Here is a 24580-nt window from a genome sequence, read left to right as displayed (position 1 = left end):
AAACATACCGAAGATAATCCCGATGACAATGGCAATTGCAAATGAAATAAGCGCTAGAGCAAGAGTGATTCCAAGACCACTAAGAAGTTGTTTGTAGTTGTTTTGAAGCAAGCCCCAGATGGTTGTTTCGTCAACTGTACTTGTAGAGTCAGATGATGTTTCGCTAGCTAGGTACTTGTCAAGAATCTTTTGGAATTCTCCGTTAGCTTTGAGGTTCGCAAGTCCGTTATTGAACATCTGGATCAATTCTGGATTTGTTCCTTTTTTAACCGCAAAGGCTGTTTCACCGATTGGAGTTCCAGCGATTGGAGTTTTCAATTTTTGACCTTGGCTGATAGAATATTTGAGAACTGGCTCATCATCCATCACGGCATCAATAGATCCGGTATTCAGACTGTCATACATAGAAGCGCCATCTGCAAAGGTTTTAATCTTATAGCCGTATTTGCTTTGATTTTCAGTAAGGAAGGTTTGAGAAGCAGTCCCGTTTTTAACACCGACAGTTTTATCCTTGAGGTCTTCATAAGAAGCAATTGTGCTTGATTCTTTCACACCGAGAATCGTGTTTGCTGTGTAGTATGATTCTGAGAAGTCAAAGGTTTCCTTACGGGCATCTGTTACAGACATTCCAGCAATGATACCATCTGCTTGTCCAGCTTGAACAGCACTAATGGCTGCGTCAAATCCTGGGTTGGTAATCTCAATTTCAAAACCTTGGTCTTTGGCAATCGCCTTGATAAGGTCCATATCAATACCGGTGTATTGATTGCTTGAATTTTGAAAGACGAATGGGGCGAAAGATGAGTCGCTGGCAATAATGTACTTGCTTTTCACAGGAGTAGCTTTTTGTCCAGCAGCAGTAGTTGTTGTTGGGCTTGCCGTAGTTTTAGAAGCCGTCCACTTTTGGATGATTTGCTCCAAGCTACCATCCTTCTTCATTTGTGCTAGGGCTTCGTTAAACTCGGTAACCAAGTGTTCATACTTGCTCCCTTTCTTGACACCAAAGGCAAAGCTTCCAACAGCCTCACCATCCATATTGATGCTGAGATCTTGTCCTTGGTTAATCGCATACTCAATAACAGGTTTATCATCCATGATGGCATTTACAGCACCAGCACTTAGACTGTTATTCATCAAATCACCTGTATCAAAGGTTTTAATAGAGAAACCGTATTTATCTTTGATACTTTCGAGGAAACGTTGAGCGGCAGTTCCGTTCTTAACTCCAACTGTTTTTCCACTAAGTTCCTCATATTTGGTGATTTTATTTGCCTTTGTGGTAGCAATGACAACTTTTGTATCATAATAAGTATCAGACATGGTAAAGACATTTTCACGTTCTTTTGTTTTTGTCATACCTGCCATAATGGCATCTGCTTGACCTGACTGCACTGCATTTACAGCTGCATCAAAGCCAGGATAAGACATTTGGATGTTCCATCCTTTGATTTCTGCGACTTTATTGATAATATCAACATCAATCCCTTTATAGGTTTGATCTGAATCTTTAAACTCAAAAGGTGCGTAAGCTGTATCAGACACAATCTTAACAGTATCAGCTTTTGCCATACCTAGTGAGAAAATGGGAAATAAAATGAGCAAACATGCTAGTATTTTTTTCTTCATTTTTAGTCTCCTTTTCCGAATATTTTCCCATTATATCAGAAAATGAATGAAAAGGCAAATTTTATGGATTTTATGTAAGAAAATGTAACATAGAATCCTTGCTCTTATCAACTTAGAGTAGAGTCTGAAAAGTAAATTTATGGTAAAATAGAAGGATAGAAAAATGCAGATGAGGCAATCATGATAAATCGAATTACAGATAATAAATTTAAACTAGTATCAAAATACCAACCTTCAGGAGATCAACCACAAGCGATTGAGCAGTTGGTCGATAATATCGAGGGTGGAGAGAAGGCTCAGATTCTGATGGGGGCGACGGGTACAGGGAAGACATATACCATGAGTCAGGTCATTTCCAAAGTCAATAAACCAACTTTGGTTATTGCCCACAATAAGACTCTGGCTGGTCAGCTCTATGGGGAGTTCAAGGAATTTTTCCCTGAAAATGCTGTTGAGTACTTCGTGTCTTATTATGATTATTACCAACCCGAGGCTTATGTCCCTTCGAGCGATACCTATATTGAGAAGGACAGCTCTGTCAATGATGAGATTGACAAGCTCCGTCACTCAGCGACTTCGGCTCTTCTGGAGCGTAACGATGTCATCGTCGTGGCTTCAGTTTCTTGCATTTATGGTTTGGGTTCGCCAAAGGAATATTCTGATAGTGTTGTTAGTCTTCGTCCAGGTCTGGAGATTTCTCGTGATAAACTCTTGAATGACTTGGTAGATATTCAGTTTGAACGCAATGATATTGATTTCCAACGGGGAAGATTTCGTGTGCGTGGGGATGTGGTAGAGATTTTTCCAGCTTCCCGTGATGAACACGCTTTTCGAGTAGAGTTCTTCGGAGATGAAATTGACCGTATCCGAGAAGTTGAGGCGCTGACAGGCCAAGTCCTTGGTGAAGTGGATCATCTGGCGATTTTCCCAGCCACTCACTTTGTGACCAATGACGATCATATGGAAGTTGCGATTGCCAAGATTCAAGCAGAATTAGAAGAGCAGTTAGCTGTTTTTGAAAGGGAAGGTAAACTGCTAGAAGCTCAGCGTTTGAAACAGCGGACAGAGTACGATATCGAAATGTTGCGTGAGATGGGTTATACCAACGGTGTTGAAAACTATTCTCGTCACATGGATGGTCGTAGCGAAGGAGAGCCTCCTTATACGCTTCTCGACTTCTTCCCAGATGATTTCTTGATCATGATTGATGAAAGTCACATGACCATGGGGCAAATCAAGGGAATGTACAATGGAGACCGTTCGCGTAAGGAAATGCTGGTTAATTATGGTTTCCGTTTACCGTCCGCCTTGGACAATCGTCCTCTCCGTCGGGAGGAGTTTGAAAGTCATGTGCATCAGATTGTATACGTTTCAGCGACACCTGGTGACTATGAAAATGAACAGACCGAGACAGTGATTGAGCAAATCATTCGTCCGACAGGGCTTCTAGATCCAGAGGTGGAAGTTCGTCCGACTATGGGACAGATTGATGACCTCCTAGGTGAAATCAATGCTCGTGTTGAAAAGAATGAACGAACCTTTATCACAACCTTGACCAAGAAGATGGCAGAAGACTTGACTGACTACTTCAAAGAAATGGGCATCAAGGTCAAGTATATGCACTCGGATATCAAGACCTTGGAACGGACAGAGATTATCCGCGACCTACGCTTGGGTGTTTTTGATGTCTTGGTCGGAATCAATTTGCTCCGTGAAGGGATTGACGTACCTGAAGTAAGTTTGGTTGCTATTCTAGATGCTGACAAGGAAGGTTTCCTTCGTAACGAACGTGGCCTCATCCAGACCATTGGACGTGCCGCCCGTAACAGTGAAGGTCATGTCATCATGTATGCTGATACCATGACTCAGTCTATGCAACGTGCTATCGATGAAACTGCCCGCCGTCGGAAAATCCAGATGGCCTATAATGAAGAGCATGGTATCGTTCCACAAACTATTAAGAAAGAAATCCGTGATCTAATCGCCGTAACCAAGGCAGTTGCCAAGGAAGAGGACAAGGAAGTCGATATCAATAGCCTCAACAAACAAGAACGTAAGGAACTCGTCAAAAAACTCGAAAAACAAATGCAAGAAGCCGTCGAAGTGCTTGACTTTGAACTCGCAGCTCAGATTCGTGATATGATGTTGGAAGTGAAGGCGTTGGATTAGATAGGAGAGAACGAATGAAAATTTTAGTCATCAATGGACATCCTGACAAGGGCAGTTTCTGTCAAGAAATTTTTCAAACGATTGTAGAAAATATTGACTCAAATCATCATGAGCTTGAATCTATTAATCTAAATGAGATAGATTTTGATCCCGTATTACGTTATGGTTATCGAAAACGTATGGAAGAGGACTCTTTCATACTTCGCTCTCAGGAATTAATCCAGTGGGCAGATCATTTCATTTTTGTTTATCCAATTTGGTGGAGTAGTATGCCTAGTTTATTGAAGGGTTGGATTGATCGTGTTTTCATGCCAGGAATTGCTTACTCTGCCAATAATAAAGGAAGTTTTATTTGGAACTACTTAAGAGGTCAGCAGTTTAAAAAGTTACTAAAAGGAAAAACAGCCAGTATTTACGCAACATCCATGGCACCAACATGGTGGTACAAAGTATTTTCAGGCTCTATCAATATTCCAGACAGTTATGAAATATCAGTATTAAAGAATGCTGTCCTAAATCACTGCGGTATTAAAACAAAGAAAGTTTCAATTTTGGGTGAGTTAGGGCGTGAGGTGAATACAAATTCTACAAGACATAAATATCTGCAAAAAGTTGCTGAGGAAGTGAAGGCGTTGGATTAGGAAAAAGTATGGTTTATTTAAGAAAACTAATTGAAGAAGATTTGGTGTCTTTGTGGGAAATTGCTTATTCACAATCTAATCCAATTTGGAAGCAGTATGATGCTCCCTATTATGACGATTATCAGCATTTTCCTAATTTTCAAGAATTTAAACTACAAAAATCAGAATCTACTCTAAACAACTCAAATCGCCTTGGTATTTTTGTTGATGATAAACTTGTTGGGACTGTTTCGCGCTACTGGGTATGTAAACAAACAAGATGGATGGAATTGGGGATTTGTATTTATGATAACAAGTTTTGGAACTCTGGCATTGGAAAAGCTGCTATGCTACAGTGGATAGATCGGACATTTCAGGATTACTTGGAGTTGGAGCATCTTGGTTTGACAACTTGGTCAGGAAATCTTGGTATGGTAAAACTTGCTGAAAAATTAAGAATGAAAAAAGAAGCTCATATTCCAAAAGTTCGTTATTACCAAGGCAAATATTTTGATAGTATTAAATTTGGTATTTTAAGAGAAGAATGGGGTAAAACAAATGAACCTAACTATCAAACAGATGGAAACCCCTGAAGAGATAGAAGGTAAATCCTTCGTTCATTGGCAGACGTGGAGAGAGGCTTATGATGATCTTTTACCTGCAGAATTTCAGGAGACGATGCCATTAGAAAGATGTCGATTCTTTAGTCAAAAATATCCAGAAAATACATTGATTGCGATAGATGATATGAAGGTAGTTGGTTTTATCAGTTATGGAAACTTTCGTGATGAGACTATTCAAGCTGGTGAAATTATTTCCTTATATGTTTTAAAAGACTATTATGGAAAAGGTATTGCTCAGAAGTTAATGAAGGAAGCTTTGACGACTCTTGAACAGTTCTCTGAAATATTTTTATGGGTATTAAAAGAAAATAAGCGAGCCATTGCTTTCTATCAAAAAATGGGTTTTACTTTTGATGGGCAAGAAAAAATACTTGACCTTGGAAAACCTATCACTGAAATTAGAATGGTACGTAAGAAATCCTCAAAATCTGAGAGTTAAATACTGGTAGAATTGCGATTTTGTTTTCAGATTACGCAATGAACAAACAATCATGTTTTAGAATATATTTTTGAATAGAAAGAAGTTATTATGAAATTGAAAGAGAAGAATTATAAGAAATCATCAGGGTTAGATTCTGTTCGTTTTTGGTTACAAGGGCATCGATTTGTCAAATTTATGCTTGATATTACCTTTTATATCATCTTGTTCCTAGTTATAGAATTCACAACATCACAGAACAAAAGCATTCCAGCTGATTTTCGGTACAGAGAGCTCTTATTTCCCTTGCAATTGAATCTTTTTATCTTGGGTTATAGGCTTTATGCTCTCTTTTTGTCAGTGAAAACTGAAAAAGAAAGAACCCTTAAAAGATTTTGTGAACCCTTTATTTATATCAATATCCTTAGCTTCATTTTTCAACTGATTGGTGTGAGGAAAAGAGGAAGAGTCGTTCTCTCACCTTTGTTTTCACTGGAGTCATCCTATATCTGGTTTCCTATTGTCGTCTACCTTCTAGTCTTGATGTTAACTTTGGCAATTTTCTTTCTCTCTAAAGGTTCAAAAAAAGGAGTAGATGAAAATGAAGATGAGTAGACAAATGAAGTACAAGACAAAAGAAAAGTCTTCTTGGACTAATAGGATTTTTCTTTGGATGGAAAGGCACAGAAGGATTGCTCAACTTTTGGATACGAGTGTGTTATTTGGATCTATGTTTGTATCATTTCTTGCCGCCTCTTACATTAGTTACCTATTACCGAACATAAATTATCTTTCCCCCTTAAGCTTCAATCTTATCCTTCTGATCTTATCAACCTATTTCCTTGTCTTTCGTTTTAGTAGTGATAAACTTCAGAAATGGCGTTACTTTTCATGGGGATTTATTGGGTTCAATGGTCTTCTTTTTCCCTTTCATCTCTTGGTAGGTCTGAATTGGCTAGGACGTCGTAAGTCAACGAATTTCCCTCCCATAATTTCTATGGATCCAGCCTATGTCTGGATTCCTATTGTAAGTTATCTATTTTTCTTTTTCTTGGGGCTGGGAATTCTGCTTTTGATTATACGGATAGAAAATAGAAGAAGGAGGCGTAAATGGAACGAAAGACTAAGAGACAAAAGAAGATCAAACAACAGAACATACAAATGAAAAAATCCAGAAAAAGTATTCTTTGGTAGCTCACGTCCAATTGTGGCAGGAAAGACATTCAAAGATTGCTTCTTTTATGGATGGTGGTATAATATTATTATCTATTTTTGGTATCATGTATGTATTGTTCGGGACGTCACTTATCCCGAAACCATATCAAGAAATGTCCTATCTCTTGCCAATTATTATGAATTTTGTCTTTTTGGTGCACACACTCTATCAAGGTATTTTTAGAGATGGTTTTAGCAATAAGGCTTCAGTACAAGGATTTTTAGAAACTTTTCTATTCATAAACGGACCTATTTTTCTCCTCCACTTACTTGTTGGGGTGAAAGGGAGAAATGTTAAAAAAATTCCTTCCCTATTATCTATCGATTATCGCTACATCTGGCTTCCAATTACTACCTATCTAATCTTTTTCATCATTCCAGCGATATTGATGGTGATTTTGAAATATAAGGACAAAAAGAGGAAAAATCATGACAAAAGAAAATCTAACTAAGTTATTTTCATTTAAAACTCTCTATTTGGCTTTGCTAGCTTTTGTGATTCTTCATTTGGTACTGTTAGTTTTTGGCCTATCCTTTACTCCAGTTTTGTGGAATAGTTGGTTTTTTATTCTTTGTTTAACCTTCCTAATCCACCCCTGGAGAATCTTTTATAGAATAAGAGATTTTCAATGGTATCACCTTATTTTTCAAATATTTAGTGGATTGGTGACATTTTACCTTTGGTTTGCAGTATTCTTTGTTTTATCAGTTATCTCGGATCCAGCCGTCCCAATCAATATAGACTATCGCATAGAAGATAAGGAAATCATCATTGTTAAAGGTTTTGTGGTCCATAGTACCTATGAACATCATGAATTGATCAATCCCTTTATCATGAAGGCAGAAGTAAAATACAACGAAGATACATTTTAATAACTTAGAAAGCGAGCAAATCTATGTCCCGTGCCCAAGCAACTATTTTAACCAACATCTGTCTGATTGAAGACCTCGAAACCCAGCGCGTGGTGATGCAGTATCGTTCACCCGAAAACAATCGCTGGTCTGGCTATGCCTTTCCAGGAGGACATGTTGAGAATGGCGAGGCCTTTGCTGAGTCTGTCATTCGTGAGATTTATGAAGAAACAGGTCTAACCATTCAGAATCCCCAACTAGTCGGCATTAAAAACTGGCCCTTAGATACAGGTGGGCGCTACATCGTCGTTTGCTATAAAGCGACAGAGTTTACTGGAAATCTCCAATCCTCAGAAGAAGGAGAAGTATCTTGGGTACAAAAAGACCAGATTCCTAACTTGGATCTGGCCTATGATATGTTACCTTTGATGGAAATGATGGAAGCACCTGACAAGTCTGAGTTCTTCTATCGCCACCGTACAGATGATGGCTGGGAGAAAGAAATTTTTTAGTTCTTTGATTAGTTGATAGGTGTTATCCTTTAAAGGAAGGTACTGAAATATAGGTTAAGTATGACGGTGTAAGCCAACTGATTATTTCTAAAATTTTTATTATTCTTTTCTATCCATATTTTGAACAATCTCCACCTTCCATTCTGAAATCGGAGATTGTTTTATTTTATGGTATAATCTTAAGATATGAAAGGAAGTAAAAGAAAATGGCTGATAAGGTAATTGAACAATATGCAAAACAAGATAATCTTGATATTAGAGTAAACATACATAAGAAGTATTCAAAAAATAAATTAGGATTTAACAATTGGATATTTTCCAACTACCAAATCACTGATCAGGTAAAGGTCCTAGAATTAGGGTGTGGAACAGGAGAACTGTGGAAAAGTAATAGTGATTCTATTGATAAAATGAAGCAGTTGGTTGTTACAGATTTTTCTAAAGATATGGTAAAAACAACGAAGGCAGTGATTGGAAATAGAGACAATGTCAACTATGAAATAATGGATATTCAAAAGATTTCTTTTGAGAATGAAACGTTTGATATTGTTATTGCAAATATGCTTCTACATCATGTAAATGATATTCATAAAGCGCTCTCCGAGGTGAATAGAGTCTTAAAAACAGGCGGCATTTTTTACTGTGCCACATTTGGTGAAAATGGAGTTGTAGATTATTTGGCAAGTTTATTTAAAGATGAGATTAATCAAGATTTGGAAAATAAAACGTTTACTTTACAAAATGGCAAAAGCCAACTGAGTATGTATTTTGGCTCTGTCGAAACATTACTCTATGATGATGAGTTACAGGTAACTAGTATAGATGATCTAGTTAAATACATCCAATCCTTTAAAGGAATTTCAGAAATAGGTTCGTTAGAAGAAGAAATAATACGTAAAAGATTGGAAAGTGAGTTTAATAATGGTATGTTAATCATTCCTAAAGAATATGGTATGTTTATCGCTCGAAAGTAAAATTAAGGGAACGAAAGTGTAAAGATTACGTAGAAGCTTTTCGATATAAAATCAAGCGATAGTCTATAGAGCATGATACAGCTGCTTCTATATAAAAAGGTCTCAACTTTATGGATTTAAAGAAGTATCTTAGGTGCAAAAAGACCAGATTCCAAACTTGGATCTGGCCTATGATATGTTTCCCTTGATGGAAATGATGGAAGCACCTGACAAGTCTGAGCTCTTCTATCGCCACCGTACAGAGGACGGCTGGGAGAAAGAAATTTTCTAGTCTTTTACTAAATAACCTAACTGATCCAAGGCCTCCTCGATATAGTGGAGGTCTTGTTGTGTTTCTGCTTCAACAAGGTGGTAATGGATGCCGTCTGTCAATTCAGAAAGGGGTCTAAAGTCTGAATTCTCGACTTGTTCCAGAAAGTGCTGGACATCTCGGCGGCAAGTGAGTTTGAGTAGGGTTTCAATTTCGCCATAAACGGGATGATCGATTAAGATATTTTGAACACGACCGCCATTATCTACAATGGCTAGTAGTTCCTGTCCGATTTCTTCCAGTTCATGTTTCACTTTAAAGAGTTTGTGGACGTAGGGGCTGGCATCATTTTCTTTGTAGATATAACCACGATTGGTGGATAGGATAGGAGCTCCATCTGCTCGGAGAATAGCGATGTCCTGTACAATGACCTGGCGCGTAACGTGAAAGTGTTCAGCCAAGGTTTGACCATTGAGAGCTTTTGGCGCCTCTTTTAACAGTTTGAGAAGAGCTTGTTTGCGATCCTTTGTCATAGTTTTTCCTTTTAGCGACGTTTTCGAAGCACTTTATAGACAGCTAGTGCTAATGTATAGTCTACCATACTATGGACGATTGTGCCAAAACCAACTAGGACAAAGAGAACATAAAACATATTTTCAACATTTGTCCCTGAAGTAGCATAAAAGATGATACAAGCTATTACTTCAGCGATAGCATGAACAACACCCAAAACAAAGTTAAAAATCCAAGATGCCTTTGGTTTATCCAAGGTTTCAGGGAATTTCTTTAAGTACAAAGCCCCCAAAGTACCAAAAACAATGTGAGAGAAGGCACGAAGTACAATAACAGGGGGATAACCTGCCATTAGGAAGCCGAGACTAGAAGCAATAATCACAAAAGCAGCCATCAAAGGCGAAAGAAACATGGCGATAAAGATGGGGATATGACTTCCCAAGGTGTAAGAAGCCGGTGGGATAACGATTTTAAAAGGCATAATGATTGGAATCAAAATCGCTATTGCAGTGAGTAGGGCAGTCATAGTCATAAACTGCGTTTTTTTTCGTATATCCATAAGAACCTCCATTTATCTGTATATACACAAGTATAGTACAATAAATCACCAATCAAGTCAAGAAGCATTATTGATTTTTCAGGAAAATTTGGTTAAAATGTGGTAAAGAATAATAGGAACTGAGGAGAAATTGTGATGATACTTTTTGTTTACCTAATCGTGGTAAACGTGATGATGTCAAAATAGAAAAGTGAAGGGAAAATAGTCTCAGGTTGGACTCGTTTCCTAGTTTATAGTTTATTGGTCCTTTCGCTACTCTCTCTATTAGTAAGTGGCCTGGCTGTTTCACTTTTTAGCCTTCCTTTATTAGGTTTTCTTTTGATGGCAGCAATACTCGAAATTGCTTATTTCGTCAGATTGGTGATTGCATTTGGTTTGTTTTTTCTATCTCTAACCCTATACTTGGATAGCCAGAAAAGCCAGCAATCTACCCCTCTTTCGTATCATCTCCTGCGCTTTGGCTTTCACATTCTATTGATGTTTCTCATGTTTTAAATGCTAAACTCCACCTTCAGGACGAAAGTGGAGTTTTTTTTATTTCTTCAAGGTTTCGAGACGGGGAACAATTGCTACTGTTAGAACGGCAGAGATGACAAGCTCGGCAATTGAGTTTGTAGAAATAACGGTTGCCAGGAGTTTTTGGATATTGCCGTCGAAGACATTTCCAAAAAGGAAGAAGATTCCCCCAAGGACAAAGACGGTGTTGGTAAGGGAGCCGAGAGCACCAGCAAAGATGAGACCCGTTCTGCTTTTTAATAATTTATAAACCAAGTAAGGTGTCAAACCAATCAAAACGCGAGGGACAATAGCGATAATCGCGGAATAGATGTTTCCGTTCGGTACGAATGGTGAGAAGAGGTAGCTGGTTGGAAGGATGGTAATCGTATTTACCGTTAAGCTCAATAGTCCCATAAGAAAACCAAGTGTAACCCCAACCCGAGGGCCATAGATGATACTAGCAATAATGACTGGAATATGAACGATGGTCGGTTTAATCGGGAATGGGAAAAGGTTAAATAGGAGAGAACTCAAAAAGTGGATAACGAGCATAACTGCAAAAAAGATAGCAATCGGTGCAATGTTAGAGCGTTTGTTCATCGAGGGTTTCCTTTATTCTTTCTAAAATTGTATTCAGGTCAGCTAGGGCGCCTTTGCCGTGATCGCCACAGGCTAGTAGAGATTCTTTGGGAGAGATGATCTGATAACCATAGGTCTCTAATGTTCTTAGATTAGTCTGAGTTGCCGGATGGTCATACATTTTTGTGTTCATGGCTGGAGCTAAGAGTTTAGGGATGTGAATTGGTAGGGCAAGAGCCGTACTGGTAACCATGTTATCCGCAAAACCGTGCGCAAGTTTGGCAATGGTATTAGCAGTAGCTGGGGCTACAATAAAAAGGTCAGTTCTTTTGCCTAGTTCGATATGATTGACTTGATCAGGAGCTGGTTCCTGCATGACATCAAGGTGGACAGGATTTTGAGAGAGGACCTGTAGTGTCAACGGTTGGATAAACTCTCTCGCTGCCTCAGTCATTAAGACAGTGACATGATGGCCTTGTTTTTTCAAGGAACTGACTAGGTCAGCTGATTTATAGGAGGCAATGGAACCTGTCACTGCGATGAGAATATTTGCCATGGCTTTCCTTTCTATGAATCGTATGCTTGAATTTTTTCAAGAAGGAGATTTGCGATTTCTTCTTTGGTTTGAACGGTTTGGAGTTGCTCTTTCTCAACAAAGATTGCGCGATGCTGATTTGCTGAGATTTGAGTCAGGTCATTTGCAATGATCAAGTCTGCTTGGTTCTTGATAAGACTCTTTCGTGCGATCTGAATGAGATAATCCTCAGAGACATCAACCAGCAATTTAAACCCAATCAGATGAATGGCAGGATTCCATTCTTTGACCAGAGAGATGATTTTGGGTGTTTTTTTCAGGAATAAGACCTGAACCTCATCAGTTGAAGAAATCTTAGCTTGATGATTCTGCTTGCTTAAAAATTCTTCTAAATTAGAGCTAGCCTGAACCTCCTCAAGCCCAGTCATATAAACAGGAGTATAGTCAGACACAGCCATTGAGTGGATTAAGACCTGATATTCCTTAACAAGTTCTTGCATCACAACTAGAAGGTCGTTGGTATTATTAATTTCTCGAATGCTTAGGTTGGGATGAGCTTCTGGCTTAAGAGCTCGTTTTGTCGTTATCAAACAAACTTCATGCCCTGCAGCAAGCAAGGTTTCTGTGATGATTTTCCCCAAGCGACCTGTAGAATGGTTAGTAATAGAGCGGACACTATCAATAGCTTCACTGGTACCGCCCGATGTGACTAAAATTTTCATAGGACTATTGTACACAAAAATAAACAGTAAGTAAAATGAAAGCGATAAAATTTTGCTAAAACAAAGCTACACTATAGTTTATAACTATAAAGCCATATAAAATTTTTCAAAGGGGCCTAAAAATCTTGAAATTCAGGATATTTACGAACGTTTAGAGAGTTTATGGATGTTAAAAATCTTGTTTTGTGTTATAATAAATTATCAAATTAGAGGCTAGAGGAGTTTTGAATGAAAACAGATATTGAAATTGCACAGAGTATTGAGTTGAAGCCAATCGTTGATGTTGTTGAGAAACTTGGTATTTCTTATGACGATTTGGAATTGTACGGGAAGTATAAGGCTAAACTCAGCTTTGATAAAATTCGTGCAGTTGAGAGCAATCCAGTTGGTAAATTGATCTTGGTAACTGCCATTAACCCAACGCCAGCAGGTGAAGGGAAATCTACTATTACCATTGGTCTGGCAGACGCCTTGAACAAGATTGGCAAGAAAACCATGATTGCTATTCGCGAACCATCTCTTGGTCCAGTAATGGGGATTAAGGGTGGTGCAGCCGGTGGTGGTTATGCTCAAGTGTTGCCAATGGAAGACATCAACCTTCACTTTACCGGGGATATGCATGCCATTACAACTGCTAACAACGCTCTTTCTGCCTTGATTGACAACCACTTACACCAAGGAAATGAGCTGGGAATCGACCAACGTCGTATTCTTTGGAAACGTGTTGTGGACTTGAACGATCGCGCTCTTCGTCATGTGACCGTTGGACTTGGTGGCCCTCTAAACGGTATTCCACGTGAGGACGGTTTCGATATTACTGTAGCTTCAGAAATCATGGCCATTCTTTGCTTGGCGACGGATATCGAGGACTTGAAACGCCGTTTGGCTAATATCGTTATCGGCTATCGCTACGACCGTACCCCTGTTTCTGTAGGTGATTTGAAGGTTGAAGGTGCCTTGGCTTTGATCTTGAAAGATGCCATCAAACCGAACTTGGTTCAGACAATTTACGGTACACCTGCCTTTGTACACGGTGGTCCATTTGCCAACATTGCTCATGGATGTAACTCTGTTTTGGCAACAAGCACAGCCCTTCGCTTGGCTGATTATACTGTTACTGAAGCTGGTTTTGGTGCGGACCTTGGTGCTGAGAAATTCCTTGACATTAAGACACCAAACTTGCCAACATCTCCAGATGCAGTTGTCATCGTCGCAACCCTTCGTGCCCTTAAGATGAATGGTGGTGTAGCTAAGGACGCTTTGACAGAGGAAAATGTAGAAGCAGTTCGTTCAGGTTTTGCTAACTTGAAACGCCACGTTGAGAACATCCGTAAGTTCGGTATTCCAGCAGTTGTTGCGATTAATGAATTTGTCACTGATACAGAAGCTGAAATCGCAGCCTTGAAAGAACTCTGTGCCTCAATCGATGTACCAGTTGAGTTGGCTAGTGTCTGGGCTGATGGCGCAGAAGGTGGCGTAGCGCTTGCCGAAACGCTTGTCAAGACAATCTCAGAAAATCCAGCTAACTACACACGTCTTTATGACAATGACCTTTCTGTCCAAGAAAAGATTGAAAAGATTGTTACTGAAATCTATCGTGGTAGCAAAGTGAACTTTGAGAAGAAAGCTCAAACACAAATCGTTCAAATCGTTCAAAACGGATGGGACAAATTGCCAATCTGTATGGCTAAAACTCAGTACAGTTTCTCAGACAATCCAAATGCACTTGGAGCACCAGAAAACTTTGAAATTACCATTCGTGAATTGGTACCAAAATTAGGGGCAGGCTTTATTGTTGCCCTAACTGGTGATGTCATGACCATGCCAGGCCTTCCAAAACGACCAGCAGCTCTCAATATGGATGTTGAAAGTGATGGAACGGTCCTAGGCTTGTTCTAATGATATAGATTATTTTAAATGAGTTTGGAAAAGCTTTCCAAACTCATTTTCTTGTCTAGATATGAGGAGTTGTCTTCAGCTGATGAAAGGTTTGTTTTCTAGACACAATCAGTCTAGGTAAAGATATTTTCCATGATTTTTGATATAATAGAAACATTGACTTCAAGAGTAAGGAAGAGAAAATGAACGCATTATTGAATGGAATGAATGACCGTCAGGCTGAGGCAGTGCAAACGACAGAAGGCCCCTTGTTAATCATGGCAGGGGCTGGTTCTGGGAAGACTAGAGTTTTAACCCATCGTATCGCCTACTTGATTGATGAAAAGATGGTCAATCCTTGGAATATCTTGGCCATTACCTTTACCAATAAGGCGGCGCGTGAGATGAAGGAGCGCGCCTATGGCCTCAATCCAGCAACCCAGGACTGTCTGATTGCGACCTTTCACTCCATGTGTGTTCGTATCCTACGTCGCGATGCGGATCATATTGGCTACAATCGGAACTTCACTATTGTAGATCCTGGTGAGCAACGTACTCTCATGAAACGCATTCTCAAGCAATTAAACTTGGATCCTAAAAAATGGAATGAACGGACTATTTTGGGAACTATTTCCAATGCCAAGAATGACTTGATTGATGATGTGGCTTATGCTGCCCAAGCTGGCGATATGTACACACAAATCGTGGCCCAGTGTTATACGGCCTATCAGAAGGAGCTTCGTCAGTCTGAGTCCGTTGACTTTGATGATTTGATTATGCTGACCCTGCGTCTCTTTGATCAAAATCCTGATGTCTTGACCTACTATCAGCAGAAGTTCCAATATATCCACGTTGATGAGTACCAAGATACCAACCATGCCCAGTACCAATTGGTCAAACTCTTGGCTTCACGCTTTAAAAATATCTGCGTAGTCGGTGATGCTGACCAGTCTATTTACGGTTGGCGTGGGGCTGATATGCAAAATATTTTAGATTTTGAGAAAGACTATCCCAAAGCCAAGGTTGTTTTGTTAGAAGAAAACTACCGTTCAACCAAAACCATTCTCCAAGCCGCCAATGACGTCATCAAAAACAATAAAAATCGTCGTCCTAAGAATCTCTGGACCCAGAATGCTGATGGGGAGCAGATAATTTACTATCGTGCTAACGACGAACAAGATGAGGCTGTTTTTGTAGCCAAAACCATCGATGAACTTGGTCGCAGTCAAAACTTCCTTCACAAAGACTTTGCAGTGCTTTACCGTACTAATGCTCAATCTCGTACTATTGAGGAGGCCTTGCTCAAGTCCAATATTCCTTATACTATGGTTGGAGGGACTAAGTTCTACAGCCGTAAGGAAATCCGTGATATTATCGCCTACCTTAATCTTATTGCTAATTTAAGTGACAATATCAGTTTTGAGCGCATTATCAACGAGCCTAAACGCGGAATTGGCCCAGGAACCGTTGAGATAATTCGCGACTTTGCGAATATGCAAGACATGTCTATGCTGGATGCTTCAGCCAATATCATGTTGTCAGGTATCAAAGGAAAGGTAGCCCAGTCAATTTGGGATTTTGCCAATATGATTCTGAATTTGCGGGAGCAATTGGATCAATTAACCATAACCGAGCTGGTTGAGGCTGTTCTAGAAAAAACTGGTTATATCGATATTCTCAATGCCCAAGCGACCTTAGAAAGCAAGGCAAGGGTTGAAAATATCGAAGAGTTCCTATCTGTTACCAAGAACTTTGATGACAATCCTGATAGTCAAGAAGAGGAAACAGGTTTAGATAAACTCAGTCGTTTCTTGAATGACTTGGCTTTGATTGCAGACACAGATTCAGGCAGTCAGGAGACATCAGAAGTGACCTTAATGACCTTGCACGCAGCTAAGGGACTTGAGTTCCCAGTTGTCTTTATCATTGGGATGGAGGAAAATGTCTTTCCACTTAGCCGTGCAGCTGAGGATCCTGATGAACTGGAAGAAGAACGCCGTTTAGCCTATGTAGGAATTACGCGTGCGGAGAAAATTCTCTATCTGACCAATGCCAACTCACGCTTGCTTTTTGGTCGTACTAGCTACAATCGTCCAACTCGTTTTATCAATGAAATCAGTTCGGATTTGCTTGAGTATCAAGGTTTGGCCCGTCCAGTGAATACTAGCTTTAAAGCCTCTTATAGCAGTGGTGGGATTGCTTTCGGTCAAGGTATGAGTTTGGCTCAAGCGCTTCAAGAACGGAAACGCAAGGCTGCACCAAGCTCTATCCAGTCAAGTGGTCTTCCGTTTGGACAGTTTACATCCGGAAATAAAAAAGATTCGACTGATACAAGTTGGTCTATTGGGGATATTGCTCTCCACAAGAAGTGGGGAGAGGGAACTGTTCTGGAAGTCTCTGGTAGCGGTGATACTCAGGAGTTGAAAATCAATTTCCCAGAAGTGGGTCTGAAAAAACTCCTAGCCAGCGTTGCCCCAATTGAGAAAAAAATCTAATTTTTCATCCTCCTCACGAATAATAAAGTGAGGAGGATTTTTATGTACAGTATTTCATTCCAAGAAGATTCACTCTTGCCTAGAGAAAGACTAGTTAAAGAGGGAGTAGAGGCTCTAAGCAATCAAGAGTTGTTAGCTATTCTGCTCAGAACAGGAACGCGTCAGGCCAATGTTTTTGAAATCGCTCAGAAAGTCTTGAATAGTTTGACCGGTCTAACTGATCTGAAAAAAAATGACCCTGCAGGAATTGCAGAGTTTGTCTGGTATTGGACGGATTAAAGCCATTGAACTACAAGCGGTGATTGAACTGGGACATCGTATTCACAAACATGAAACCCTTGAGATGGAAAGTATTCTCAGCAGTCAAAAGCTAGCCAAGAAAATGCAACAGGAACTTGGCGATAAAAAACAAGAGCACCTAGTGGCGCTCTATCTCAATACTCAAAATCAAATCATTCATCAGCAAACTATTTTTATCGGATCCGCGACACGCAGCATTGCTGAACCACGGGAAATCCTTCACTATGCTTTGAAGCATATGGCTACTTCAGTGATTCTCGTTCACAATCATCCATCCGGTGCTGTATCTCCTAGTCGAAATGATGATCATGTCACTAAACTAGTCAAGGAAGCCTGTGAACTGATGGGAATTGTGTTTCTGGATCATCTAATTGTCTCTCACTCGGATTACTTTAGTTACCGTGAAAAGACGGATTTGATTTAGAGTTCGTTAACAACATAGTCAAATAGCGTTTTATCTTTGGGGCGGTTTTCAAAGAGAAATTCAGGATGCCATTGAACACCAAGATAAGGAAAGCCGTCCGTAGTTGTCACAGCCTCAATGATTCCATCTTTAGGATCATGTGCTACAACCTTAAGATTTGAAGCTAGATCTTTAATACTCTGGTGGTGGAAGGAGTTGATATGAGAGATTTCTCCATAGATTTCTCGGAGAATGGTATCAGGTTCCGTTACGAGGCGTTGAGTCGTGTATTCGGCTGAACAGTCCTGCCAATGATCCTCGATATCTTGGTGTAGCGTGCCTCCCATGGCGACATTGAAAAGTTGAGTACCCCGACAAACAGAGAAAATTGGTTTCTTTTGCTTAATCGCTTCTTTGATAAGTGCTAGTTCAAAAATATCTCTTTGAAGGTGGTAGTCATCACTATCAATAGCCTTTGGTTCACCATAGTATTTTGGATCAACATTTTGCCCACCCGTTAGGATGAGCTTATCAATGATACTGATGTAATAGGCAGCCATTTCTTGATCACCAATCGGTAGGATGATTGGAATTCCGCCAGCGTCCTTGACTCCTTCAACAAAGCCTTTTGCTGCATAGCTCATCATGATGTCATCATCCGGATGAGCTTTTTCATTTCCTGTAATCCCAATAACTGGTTTTTTCATAAATGCTTTCGCTTTCTAATCCTCTTTCCGCATAAAATAGAGGAGGGTTTGGAGTTCGCTTGTCAAATCGACATACTGAACGACCACATCTTTTGGGAGGTGAAGGTGAACAGGGGAAAAACTGAGAATACCTTTTATACCTGCATCAACCAAAAGATTGGCAACTTCTTGTGATTTAACACTTGGAACTGTTAGGATAGCAGTTTTGACATCTGCTTCTTTGATCTTTTCTTTAATCTGTGAGATACCATAGATTGGAATTCCATCAGGTGTCTGGCTCCCAACTTCTGGATGATCATCTAGGTCAAAGGCCATGATAATTTTCATCTTGTTACGCTCGTGGAAGCGGTAGTGGAGAAGGGCATGGCCCATATTTCCAATCCCAACCAACATAACATTTGTAATTGAGTTATCATTTAGGAGATCAGCAAAAAAATTCATCAATTTTTTGACATCATAACCAAAACCACGACGACCTAGCTCGCCAAAATAGGAAAAATCACGTCGAACGGTCGCAGAGTCGATGCCGATAGCCTCTGCAATTTGTTTGGAGTTGGCACGTTCGATTTTTTCTGCGTGAAATCTCTTGAAAATTCGATAGTAAAGAGAGAGTCTTTTTGCTGTTGCTTTTGGAATAGCAGACTGTTTATCTTTCACAAAATCACAACCTTTCTATTCTTCTATTTTATAGAAACATTGTGAAAAAATCAACAAAAACAAGAAAAAACTAAGAAATTTCTTAGTTTTTATCTGAAAAATGAGCTTGTGATAGAAAACGGTAGAGATCGCCAACCAATCCTTGATAAATCACCTTATCATTAAGCGTTAAGGAGCTGATTAGGAGAGTATCAGGTAGGGTCACACAGCCTGATAGAGATAACATGAGCTCTTCGTAATCCTTGTATTCAAGTGTACGTTCTACGTGATAGTTATCTTGATAGGTAAGTCGATACATAGTCAATTATCTTTCTTCTTTAGTGAAGATACCGCGTTCTACTAAACTGTCCATGAGGAAGTAGAATTTTTCCTGATGAATGTGGTGGTCTTCTGATTTAAAGATATTAACCAAACGAAGGCCAGACTTGTCAGTAATGTTGAGTTTAGCACCTGTAAGGTCTTTGTTGATGATGATTTTTAGCTTGAAACCTTCACCACTGTTGGGTACTTTTTCAAGTAGACGAGTCAGTTCGTAGTTTCCAACTTTTGTTTCAAAGAAAGTATTATCTTTCAGTGTAAACTTTTTGACAGTTGGGCTAAGTGTGTAGTCGTAGCGGCAGTTTTGTAGTTTAATGGTTTTTTCGAATGCCATTAGATTAATCTCCAATAATATTTTTTAAGGTTTGTGCGAGTTGTTTCAATTCTTCCTCAGTGTTAAGAGGAGAGAGACTGATACGGACAGATTCTTTCAAACGATGTGAATTTGGTCCATAAAATGCTTCAAGCACATGACTGGTTTGCACAATACCAGCAGTACAAGCTGAACCGGTAGAAATTGAAATTCCTTCAAGGTCTAACCGTAGCAAGAGCAAATCATTTTTTTGACCAGGAAAGCCAATGTTGACAACATAAGGTAGTTGGTGATTGCTTTCATTGAGATAGTAGTCGAGACCTGCAATTTCTTCTAAAAAAGTAGATTTAAGTGCGCTTAGTTTTTGGTAATGCTCAACTTGGTCATTTAAATCCTCTTTGAGAGCAGCGACCATGCCTACAATGGCAGCGAGATTTTCTGTTCCAGCCCGTTTTTTTTGTTCTTGGTCCCCACCGTGAAGATAGGAATCAAAGTCTCCAGTAGATGCGTAAAGAAAGCCCACTCCTTTTGGTCCATGGAATTTGTGGGCAGAAGCGCTGAGGAAATCAATTCCTAATTCCTCGGGATGGATAGGAATTTTTCCGATAGCTTGAACAGCATCTACATGATAAGCAGCAGGATGATCTTTTAAAATAAGTCCAATCTCAGCGATAGGTAAGAGGCTACCTGTTTCATTATTAGCATACATGGTGGAAACGAGGATGGTATCGTCACGTAAAGCTTCTTGAATTTGCTGGGCAGTTATTTCTTGATTTACTGGTTGGATGATAGTTGCTTCAAAACCAAAATGTTGCACCAGATAATCGATAGTCTCAAGTACAGAATGGTGTTCAATAGCTGTTGTGATGATATGTTTTCCACGATTTTGATGACGGAGACAATAGCCGATAATGGCTGTATTGTTACTTTCTGTACCGCCAGACGTGAAAAAGATATGTTGAGGTTTGGTTCCTAGTAAGAGGGCTAAGTCTTGACGAGCCTCTCGTAAGAGTTTACCAGCTTGTCGACCATGGCCATGAATACTAGAAGGATTACCATGAGTTTCTTGCATGACCTTGGTCATTTCTGCAATAGCTACTGCTGACATAGGAGTCGTAGCAGCATTGTCCAAATAAATCAAAGAATCACCTTATTTCTTTTTGTTGTAAGCAAAGAGTGGGCTGACTGGTTTTCTTTCATGGATGCGGACGATAGCATCTCCGATTAATTCGCTAGCAGTAATGTAACATACATTTTCTGGAGTTCTTTCTTTGGTTGCTACTGAGTCTGTCACAAGGATTTCTTTGATGTTTGTAGCGTCAAGAAGGTCTGCTGCCCCTTCAACAAATAAACCGTGACTGGATACTGCATAAATCTCAGTTGCACCTTCACGTTCAACGATTTTGGCTGCTTCAGAGAAGGTACGACCAGTATTTAGGATATCGTCAATCAAGATAGCCTTTTTGCCTTCAACATCCCCAATGATATAGCCTTCGTTACGATCAGAATCGTCTTGGGCGTAGTCAATGATAGCGATTGGAGCATCAAGGTATTCAGCCAAACTACGAGCACGTTTAACACCAGAGTTCTTTGGACTAACAACAACAACATCAGAGCCAAGAAGACCTTTATCACAGTAGTGCTTAGCAAATAGAGGAACAGTATAAAGATTGTCTACAGGAATGTCAAAGAAACCTTGGACCTGAACAGCGTGGAGGTCAAGCGTTAGAACACGGCTTACACCAGCTTTGACAAGCATATTGGCAACCAGTTTTGCAGTGAGGGGTTCGCGAGAAGAAGCGATACGATCCTGACGCGCATAACCAAAGTAAGGAAGGACAACGTTGATACTATGAGCACTTGCACGTACACAAGCGTCAACCATGATCAACAACTCCATCAAGTGGTTGCTAACAGGGTAGCTGGTTGACTGGATGATGTAGACATCGTAACCACGGACACTTTCTTCGATGTTGACCTGGATTTCGCCGTCAGAAAATTGTCGAGAGGATAATTTCCCGAGAGGTACACCAACTGTATCCGCAATCTTTTGAGCGATTTCATGGTTAGAGTTTAGGGTGAAAAGTTTCATGTTGTTTCTATCTGACATTATAGACCGTCCTCTGTAAACTTTGTGAATCTTCTTTGAGAAAGTTTTGTTTTTCAAAGCCAGATTCTTTTATTTTTATCTTTTCTATTTTACCAAAAAAAGGAGATTATTTCAGCTTTTTTTAATGCTTTTAATAAAACGAATTAATTTTGATGGAGCTTTCTGATAAGTTATCTGATTTTCATCTAAAAATTTCTGAAAATCGGTTTTTCCTTTTTCATGGTCAGTGACTTCAAGCTCCAGTTCATAGTCCGTCTGGTCAAAGTATTGACTTTTATCTAAGGCCATTAAGCCAATTTCAGTTTTCGTTTCATAACGTAGAGTTGAAAGACAGCCTAGAACAAGCCAGTCATGGCCTTCGATGCCAATCTTAGCGAGCTTCTCTAGAACGAGCCCTTGAGGTAGTTTTTGTTTTTCTAGGTATGATTCAGCTTCTGGAAGAGTTAGTTTCTGGTTGTATTCCATATTTCCTACAGTTTGAGGCACTTTCAAGGTCAACTCCGCCCAATCTGAAAAGGTGCGAATGCGCATGGCAACCTTCTTTTCACGCAATTGGAAATCAGGTGTGTCAATGTAGTAGTTCTTCTGAAGGACGGGTTGGATATGGGAAAACTGTTTTTTTAGATGATCATATTCCTCTTTTTTCAGAAGTGTTTTCAATTCTATTTCTAAATGTTTCATTTTTTCAACCTTTTCTATATCTTTGAAAGCGATTTATGGTATAATGGACAATGTATTTATTGTATACGAATGTACTGAAAAAATCAAAGATTTTCGACAGAGCAATCAAACATTACAAGGGAGAAAGTATGACCATAGAATGGGAAGAATTTTTAGATCCTTACATTCAGGCTGTTGGTGAATTGAAGATTAAACTTCGAGGAATTCGCAAACAGTATCGTAAGCAAAACAAGCATTCTCCGATTGAGTTTGTAACGGGTCGTGTCAAACCGATTGAAAGTATCAAAGAAAAGATGGCTCGTCGAGGAATTACTTATGCAACTTTAGAAAATGACTTGCAAGATATTGCTGGTTTACGTGTCATGGTCCAGTTTGTTGATGACGTCAAAGAGGTAGTTGAGATTCTACGTAAACGCCAAGATATGAGAGTCGTTCAGGAACGAGACTATATCACTCATCGTAAGGCTTCGGGCTATCGTTCTTATCACGTGGTTGTTGAGTACACGGTTGATACGATCAACGGGGTTAAGACGATTTTGGCGGAAATTCAAATACGGACGTTAGCCATGAATTTCTGGGCTACGATTGAACACTCGCTCAATTATAAATATCAGGGCGATTTTCCAGAAGAAATCAGGAAAAGACTGGAAATCACGGCCAAAATAGCCTATCAACTGGATGAAGAAATGGGTAAGATTCGTGATGATATCCAGGAAGCGCAGGCTCTCTTTGATCCATTGAGCAGAAAATTAAACGATGGTGTAGGAAATAGTGACGATACAGATGAAGAATACAGGTAAACGAGTTGACCTCATAGCAAATAGAAAGCCACAAAGTCAGAAGGTCTTGCATGAACTGAGGGAAAAACTAAAAAAACAACATTTTATACTGAACGATACCAATCCCGACATCGTTATTTCTATTGGTGGCGACGGGATGCTTTTGTCTGCCTTTCACAAGTATGAGAATCAGTTAGACAAGGTTCGATTTGTAGGTGTTCATACAGGGCATTTGGGATTTTACACAGATTATCGTGATTTTGAGCTGGATCAATTGGTGACCAATCTCCTACTCGATACTGGTGCCAAAGTTTCTTATCCAGTCTTGAATGTTAAGGTAACGCTTGAAAATGGAGAAGTGAAAATCTTCCGAGCCTTAAATGAAGCGAGCATCCGTCGATCAGATCGCACCATGGTTGCGGATATCATCATTAACCACGTTCCGTTCGAGCGATTTCGTGGAGATGGAGTGACTGTTTCAACGCCAACGGGAAGTACTGCCTACAACAAGTCCTTGGGTGGAGCTGTCTTGCATCCGACCATTGAAGCCTTGCAGTTGGCGGAAATAGCAAGTCTTAACAACCGAGTCTATCGCACTTTGGGATCATCAATCATTATTCCCAAAAAAGATAAGATTGAACTTTTGCCGACACGCAATGATTACCATACGATATCAGTCGATAACAGCGTCTATTCATTCCGTAATATCGAACGGATTGAGTATCAAATCGACCATCACAAGATTCACTTCGTAGCGACTCCAAGTCACACTAGTTTCTGGAATCGTGTCAAAGATGCCTTCATCGGCGAGGTGGATGAATGAGGTTCGAATTTACCGCAGATGAGCACGTCAAAGTCAAAACTTTCCTCAAGAAACATGAGGTTTCCAAGGGACTTTTGGCTAAGATTAAGTTTCGAGGCGGGGCTATTCTGGTCAATGGCCAAACTCAAAATGCGACTTATCTCTTAGATATTGGAGACAAGATAACTATTGACATTCCAGCAGAGGAAGGCTTTGAAACGTTGGAAGCAATTGAGCGTCCACTGGATATTCTCTACGAGGATGACCATTTTCTGGTTTTGAATAAGCCTTATGGAGTAGCTTCCATCCCAAGTGTCAATCATTCCAATACCATTGCTAATTTTATCAAGGGCTACTATGTCAAGCGAAACTATGAAAACCAGCAAGTTCACATCGTGACTAGGCTTGATAGAGATACATCTGGTTTGATGCTCTTTGCCAAGCACGGCTACGCTCATGCACGTTTAGACAA

At 39.7% G+C, this 24580-nt stretch carries 27 protein-coding genes and 2 pseudogenes; 16 read left to right on the top strand and 13 right to left on the bottom strand.

Annotated elements, in window-relative coordinates; all coding sequences use genetic code 11:
• A partial coding sequence (locus SORDD27_RS04045) for a transporter substrate-binding domain-containing protein (RefSeq protein WP_061427476.1) occupies window positions 1-1626 on the bottom strand: 1626 nt, incomplete at its 3' end.
• A gap of 180 nt (window positions 1627-1806) precedes the next feature.
• Between SORDD27_RS04045 and uvrB the strand changes: the two genes are divergently transcribed.
• The 10 genes and pseudogenes from uvrB to SORDD27_RS03990 all read left to right on the top strand — a co-directional run.
• Window positions 1807-3795 carry an excinuclease ABC subunit UvrB gene (gene uvrB, locus SORDD27_RS04040; RefSeq protein WP_061427474.1) on the top strand — a complete coding sequence of 663 codons (1989 nt, stop codon included), beginning with the start codon at window positions 1807-1809 and terminating at the stop codon, window positions 3793-3795.
• A gap of 14 nt (window positions 3796-3809) precedes the next feature.
• Complete coding sequence (locus SORDD27_RS04035; RefSeq protein WP_061427472.1) at window positions 3810-4436, top strand: NAD(P)H-dependent oxidoreductase; 627 nt, start codon at window positions 3810-3812, stop codon at window positions 4434-4436.
• An 8-nt stretch (window positions 4437-4444) separates the two neighbouring features.
• Entirely contained in the window at window positions 4445-5008 is a 564-nt protein-coding gene (locus SORDD27_RS04030; RefSeq protein ID WP_061427470.1) for a GNAT family N-acetyltransferase, read from the top strand.
• Window positions 4974-5477 (top strand): GNAT family N-acetyltransferase, encoded by a 504-nt coding sequence (locus SORDD27_RS04025; RefSeq protein WP_061427469.1) that lies wholly within the window; start codon window positions 4974-4976, stop codon window positions 5475-5477. Before SORDD27_RS04030 ends, SORDD27_RS04025 begins: the two co-directional genes overlap by 35 nt.
• A gap of 90 nt (window positions 5478-5567) precedes the next feature.
• Window positions 5568-6071: a hypothetical protein gene (locus SORDD27_RS04020; RefSeq protein WP_061427468.1), complete on the top strand. Its 504-nt coding sequence runs from the start codon at window positions 5568-5570 to the stop codon at window positions 6069-6071.
• Between the two features lie 590 nt (window positions 6072-6661).
• Complete coding sequence (locus tag SORDD27_RS04010; RefSeq protein ID WP_231069289.1) at window positions 6662-7123, top strand: hypothetical protein; 462 nt, start codon at window positions 6662-6664, stop codon at window positions 7121-7123.
• Entirely contained in the window at window positions 7101-7544 is a 444-nt protein-coding gene (locus SORDD27_RS04005; protein ID WP_049484136.1) for a hypothetical protein, read from the top strand. The genes SORDD27_RS04010 and SORDD27_RS04005 overlap by 23 nt, the downstream gene beginning before the upstream one ends.
• A 23-nt stretch (window positions 7545-7567) precedes the next feature.
• Window positions 7568-8035: an 8-oxo-dGTP diphosphatase gene (locus tag SORDD27_RS04000; protein WP_049484135.1), complete on the top strand. Its 468-nt coding sequence runs from the start codon at window positions 7568-7570 to the stop codon at window positions 8033-8035.
• A 206-nt stretch (window positions 8036-8241) separates the two neighbouring features.
• Complete coding sequence (locus SORDD27_RS03995) at window positions 8242-9009, top strand: class I SAM-dependent methyltransferase (RefSeq protein WP_061427462.1); 768 nt, start codon at window positions 8242-8244, stop codon at window positions 9007-9009.
• A gap of 133 nt (window positions 9010-9142) precedes the next feature.
• Window positions 9143-9280 (top strand): annotated as a pseudogene (locus SORDD27_RS03990) (8-oxo-dGTP diphosphatase); the annotation flags it as partial.
• On the opposite strand, the gene SORDD27_RS03985 reads toward SORDD27_RS03990, so the two are convergent.
• The 5 genes from SORDD27_RS03985 to coaB form a co-directional block, all read right to left on the bottom strand.
• Window positions 9277-9792, bottom strand: a complete 516-nt coding sequence (locus SORDD27_RS03985) for a transcription repressor NadR (protein ID WP_000159158.1) — start codon at window positions 9790-9792, stop codon at window positions 9277-9279. The pseudogene SORDD27_RS03990 and the gene SORDD27_RS03985 sit on opposite strands and share 4 nt — an antisense overlap.
• An 11-nt stretch (window positions 9793-9803) precedes the next feature.
• Window positions 9804-10331, bottom strand: a complete 528-nt coding sequence (locus SORDD27_RS03980; protein ID WP_000354644.1) for an ECF transporter S component — start codon at window positions 10329-10331, stop codon at window positions 9804-9806.
• Between the two features lie 534 nt (window positions 10332-10865).
• On the bottom strand, window positions 10866-11429 hold the full coding sequence (locus SORDD27_RS03975) for an ECF transporter S component (protein ID WP_061427460.1): 564 nt from the start codon (window positions 11427-11429) through the stop codon (window positions 10866-10868).
• Window positions 11413-11964 carry a phosphopantothenoylcysteine decarboxylase gene (coaC, locus tag SORDD27_RS03970; protein WP_061427458.1) on the bottom strand — a complete coding sequence of 184 codons (552 nt, stop codon included), beginning with the start codon at window positions 11962-11964 and terminating at the stop codon, window positions 11413-11415. The genes SORDD27_RS03975 and coaC overlap by 17 nt, the downstream gene beginning before the upstream one ends.
• An 11-nt stretch (window positions 11965-11975) precedes the next feature.
• Window positions 11976-12665 carry a phosphopantothenate--cysteine ligase gene (gene coaB, locus SORDD27_RS03965; protein WP_061427456.1) on the bottom strand — a complete coding sequence of 230 codons (690 nt, stop codon included), beginning with the start codon at window positions 12663-12665 and terminating at the stop codon, window positions 11976-11978.
• Window positions 12666-12893: 228 nt separating this feature from the next.
• On the opposite strand from coaB, the gene SORDD27_RS03960 reads away from it, so the two are divergent.
• From SORDD27_RS03960 to radC, 3 genes and pseudogenes are all read left to right on the top strand, one after another.
• Entirely contained in the window at window positions 12894-14564 is a 1671-nt protein-coding gene (locus SORDD27_RS03960; RefSeq protein WP_061427454.1) for a formate--tetrahydrofolate ligase, read from the top strand.
• A gap of 182 nt (window positions 14565-14746) precedes the next feature.
• Window positions 14747-17038, top strand: coding sequence for a DNA helicase PcrA (pcrA, locus tag SORDD27_RS03955; protein ID WP_061427452.1), 2292 nt, complete (start codon window positions 14747-14749; stop codon window positions 17036-17038).
• A gap of 42 nt (window positions 17039-17080) precedes the next feature.
• A pseudogene (radC, locus tag SORDD27_RS03950) lies at window positions 17081-17762 on the top strand (RadC family protein).
• Here radC and SORDD27_RS03945 read toward each other — a convergent pair.
• The 7 genes from SORDD27_RS03945 to SORDD27_RS03915 all read right to left on the bottom strand — a co-directional run bounded on the left by SORDD27_RS03945 (window position 17759) and on the right by SORDD27_RS03915 (window position 22527).
• Entirely contained in the window at window positions 17759-18448 is a 690-nt protein-coding gene (locus SORDD27_RS03945; RefSeq protein WP_000743311.1) for a gamma-glutamyl-gamma-aminobutyrate hydrolase family protein, read from the bottom strand. The pseudogene radC and the gene SORDD27_RS03945 sit on opposite strands and share 4 nt — an antisense overlap.
• Window positions 18449-18463: 15 nt before the next feature.
• Window positions 18464-19105: a redox-sensing transcriptional repressor Rex gene (locus SORDD27_RS03940; protein ID WP_000653409.1), complete on the bottom strand. Its 642-nt coding sequence runs from the start codon at window positions 19103-19105 to the stop codon at window positions 18464-18466.
• Window positions 19106-19187: 82 nt separating this feature from the next.
• Window positions 19188-19403, bottom strand: a complete 216-nt coding sequence (locus SORDD27_RS03935; protein WP_000286093.1) for a DUF4649 family protein — start codon at window positions 19401-19403, stop codon at window positions 19188-19190.
• Window positions 19404-19409: 6 nt separating this feature from the next.
• On the bottom strand, window positions 19410-19757 hold the full coding sequence (locus SORDD27_RS03930) for a DUF1831 domain-containing protein (RefSeq protein WP_000863526.1): 348 nt from the start codon (window positions 19755-19757) through the stop codon (window positions 19410-19412).
• A gap of 4 nt (window positions 19758-19761) precedes the next feature.
• Entirely contained in the window at window positions 19762-20877 is a 1116-nt protein-coding gene (locus tag SORDD27_RS03925) for a cysteine desulfurase family protein (protein ID WP_061427451.1), read from the bottom strand.
• Between the two features lie 9 nt (window positions 20878-20886).
• Window positions 20887-21846, bottom strand: a complete 960-nt coding sequence (locus SORDD27_RS03920) for a ribose-phosphate diphosphokinase (protein ID WP_001283843.1) — start codon at window positions 21844-21846, stop codon at window positions 20887-20889.
• A gap of 111 nt (window positions 21847-21957) precedes the next feature.
• Window positions 21958-22527 carry a CYTH domain-containing protein gene (locus SORDD27_RS03915; protein WP_061427449.1) on the bottom strand — a complete coding sequence of 190 codons (570 nt, stop codon included), beginning with the start codon at window positions 22525-22527 and terminating at the stop codon, window positions 21958-21960.
• 128 nt (window positions 22528-22655) lie between these two features.
• Between SORDD27_RS03915 and SORDD27_RS03910 the strand changes: the two genes are divergently transcribed.
• From SORDD27_RS03910 to SORDD27_RS10240, 3 genes are all read left to right on the top strand, one after another.
• Complete coding sequence (locus tag SORDD27_RS03910; RefSeq protein WP_042767856.1) at window positions 22656-23327, top strand: GTP diphosphokinase; 672 nt, start codon at window positions 22656-22658, stop codon at window positions 23325-23327.
• On the top strand, window positions 23311-24129 hold the full coding sequence (locus SORDD27_RS03905) for an NAD kinase (RefSeq protein ID WP_000799062.1): 819 nt from the start codon (window positions 23311-23313) through the stop codon (window positions 24127-24129). The genes SORDD27_RS03910 and SORDD27_RS03905 overlap by 17 nt, the downstream gene beginning before the upstream one ends.
• Window positions 24126-24580 (top strand): pseudouridine synthase (locus tag SORDD27_RS10240; protein WP_414162624.1); only part of this gene is annotated, 455 nt, incomplete at its 3' end. The genes SORDD27_RS03905 and SORDD27_RS10240, both read left to right, overlap by 4 nt.

It is taken from the genome of Streptococcus oralis, assembly GCF_001579025.1.
Classification (GTDB): Bacteria; Bacillota; Bacilli; order Lactobacillales; family Streptococcaceae; genus Streptococcus; species Streptococcus oralis_X.
This window is presented reverse-complemented; position numbering and strand designations above follow the sequence as displayed.

What these genes read in the sequence shown, in the direction of transcription:
- uvrB (WP_061427474.1), top strand. Translation starts at nt 1,807, where the DNA reads ATGATAAATCGAATTACAGATAATAAATTTAAACTAGTATCAAAATAC.
- coaB (WP_061427456.1), bottom strand. Translation starts at nt 12,665, where the DNA reads ATGAAAATTTTAGTCACATCGGGCGGTACCAGTGAAGCTATTGATAGT.
- SORDD27_RS04005 (WP_049484136.1), top strand. Translation starts at nt 7,101, where the DNA reads ATGACAAAAGAAAATCTAACTAAGTTATTTTCATTTAAAACTCTCTAT.
- SORDD27_RS04000 (WP_049484135.1), top strand. Translation starts at nt 7,568, where the DNA reads ATGTCCCGTGCCCAAGCAACTATTTTAACCAACATCTGTCTGATTGAA.
- SORDD27_RS03935 (WP_000286093.1), bottom strand. Translation starts at nt 19,403, where the DNA reads ATGTATCGACTTACCTATCAAGATAACTATCACGTAGAACGTACACTT.
- SORDD27_RS03985 (WP_000159158.1), bottom strand. Translation starts at nt 9,792, where the DNA reads ATGACAAAGGATCGCAAACAAGCTCTTCTCAAACTGTTAAAAGAGGCG.
- pcrA (WP_061427452.1), top strand. Translation starts at nt 14,747, where the DNA reads ATGAACGCATTATTGAATGGAATGAATGACCGTCAGGCTGAGGCAGTG.
- coaC (WP_061427458.1), bottom strand. Translation starts at nt 11,964, where the DNA reads ATGGCAAATATTCTCATCGCAGTGACAGGTTCCATTGCCTCCTATAAA.
- SORDD27_RS03995 (WP_061427462.1), top strand. Translation starts at nt 8,242, where the DNA reads ATGGCTGATAAGGTAATTGAACAATATGCAAAACAAGATAATCTTGAT.
- SORDD27_RS04025 (WP_061427469.1), top strand. Translation starts at nt 4,974, where the DNA reads ATGAACCTAACTATCAAACAGATGGAAACCCCTGAAGAGATAGAAGGT.
- SORDD27_RS04035 (WP_061427472.1), top strand. Translation starts at nt 3,810, where the DNA reads ATGAAAATTTTAGTCATCAATGGACATCCTGACAAGGGCAGTTTCTGT.
- SORDD27_RS03920 (WP_001283843.1), bottom strand. Translation starts at nt 21,846, where the DNA reads ATGTCAGATAGAAACAACATGAAACTTTTCACCCTAAACTCTAACCAT.
- SORDD27_RS04030 (WP_061427470.1), top strand. Translation starts at nt 4,445, where the DNA reads ATGGTTTATTTAAGAAAACTAATTGAAGAAGATTTGGTGTCTTTGTGG.
- SORDD27_RS03980 (WP_000354644.1), bottom strand. Translation starts at nt 10,331, where the DNA reads ATGGATATACGAAAAAAAACGCAGTTTATGACTATGACTGCCCTACTC.
- SORDD27_RS03975 (WP_061427460.1), bottom strand. Translation starts at nt 11,429, where the DNA reads ATGAACAAACGCTCTAACATTGCACCGATTGCTATCTTTTTTGCAGTT.
- SORDD27_RS03910 (WP_042767856.1), top strand. Translation starts at nt 22,656, where the DNA reads ATGACCATAGAATGGGAAGAATTTTTAGATCCTTACATTCAGGCTGTT.
- SORDD27_RS04020 (WP_061427468.1), top strand. Translation starts at nt 5,568, where the DNA reads ATGAAATTGAAAGAGAAGAATTATAAGAAATCATCAGGGTTAGATTCT.
- SORDD27_RS03905 (WP_000799062.1), top strand. Translation starts at nt 23,311, where the DNA reads ATGAAGAATACAGGTAAACGAGTTGACCTCATAGCAAATAGAAAGCCA.
- SORDD27_RS03915 (WP_061427449.1), bottom strand. Translation starts at nt 22,527, where the DNA reads ATGAAACATTTAGAAATAGAATTGAAAACACTTCTGAAAAAAGAGGAA.
- SORDD27_RS03960 (WP_061427454.1), top strand. Translation starts at nt 12,894, where the DNA reads ATGAAAACAGATATTGAAATTGCACAGAGTATTGAGTTGAAGCCAATC.
- SORDD27_RS03945 (WP_000743311.1), bottom strand. Translation starts at nt 18,448, where the DNA reads ATGAAAAAACCAGTTATTGGGATTACAGGAAATGAAAAAGCTCATCCG.
- SORDD27_RS03930 (WP_000863526.1), bottom strand. Translation starts at nt 19,757, where the DNA reads ATGGCATTCGAAAAAACCATTAAACTACAAAACTGCCGCTACGACTAC.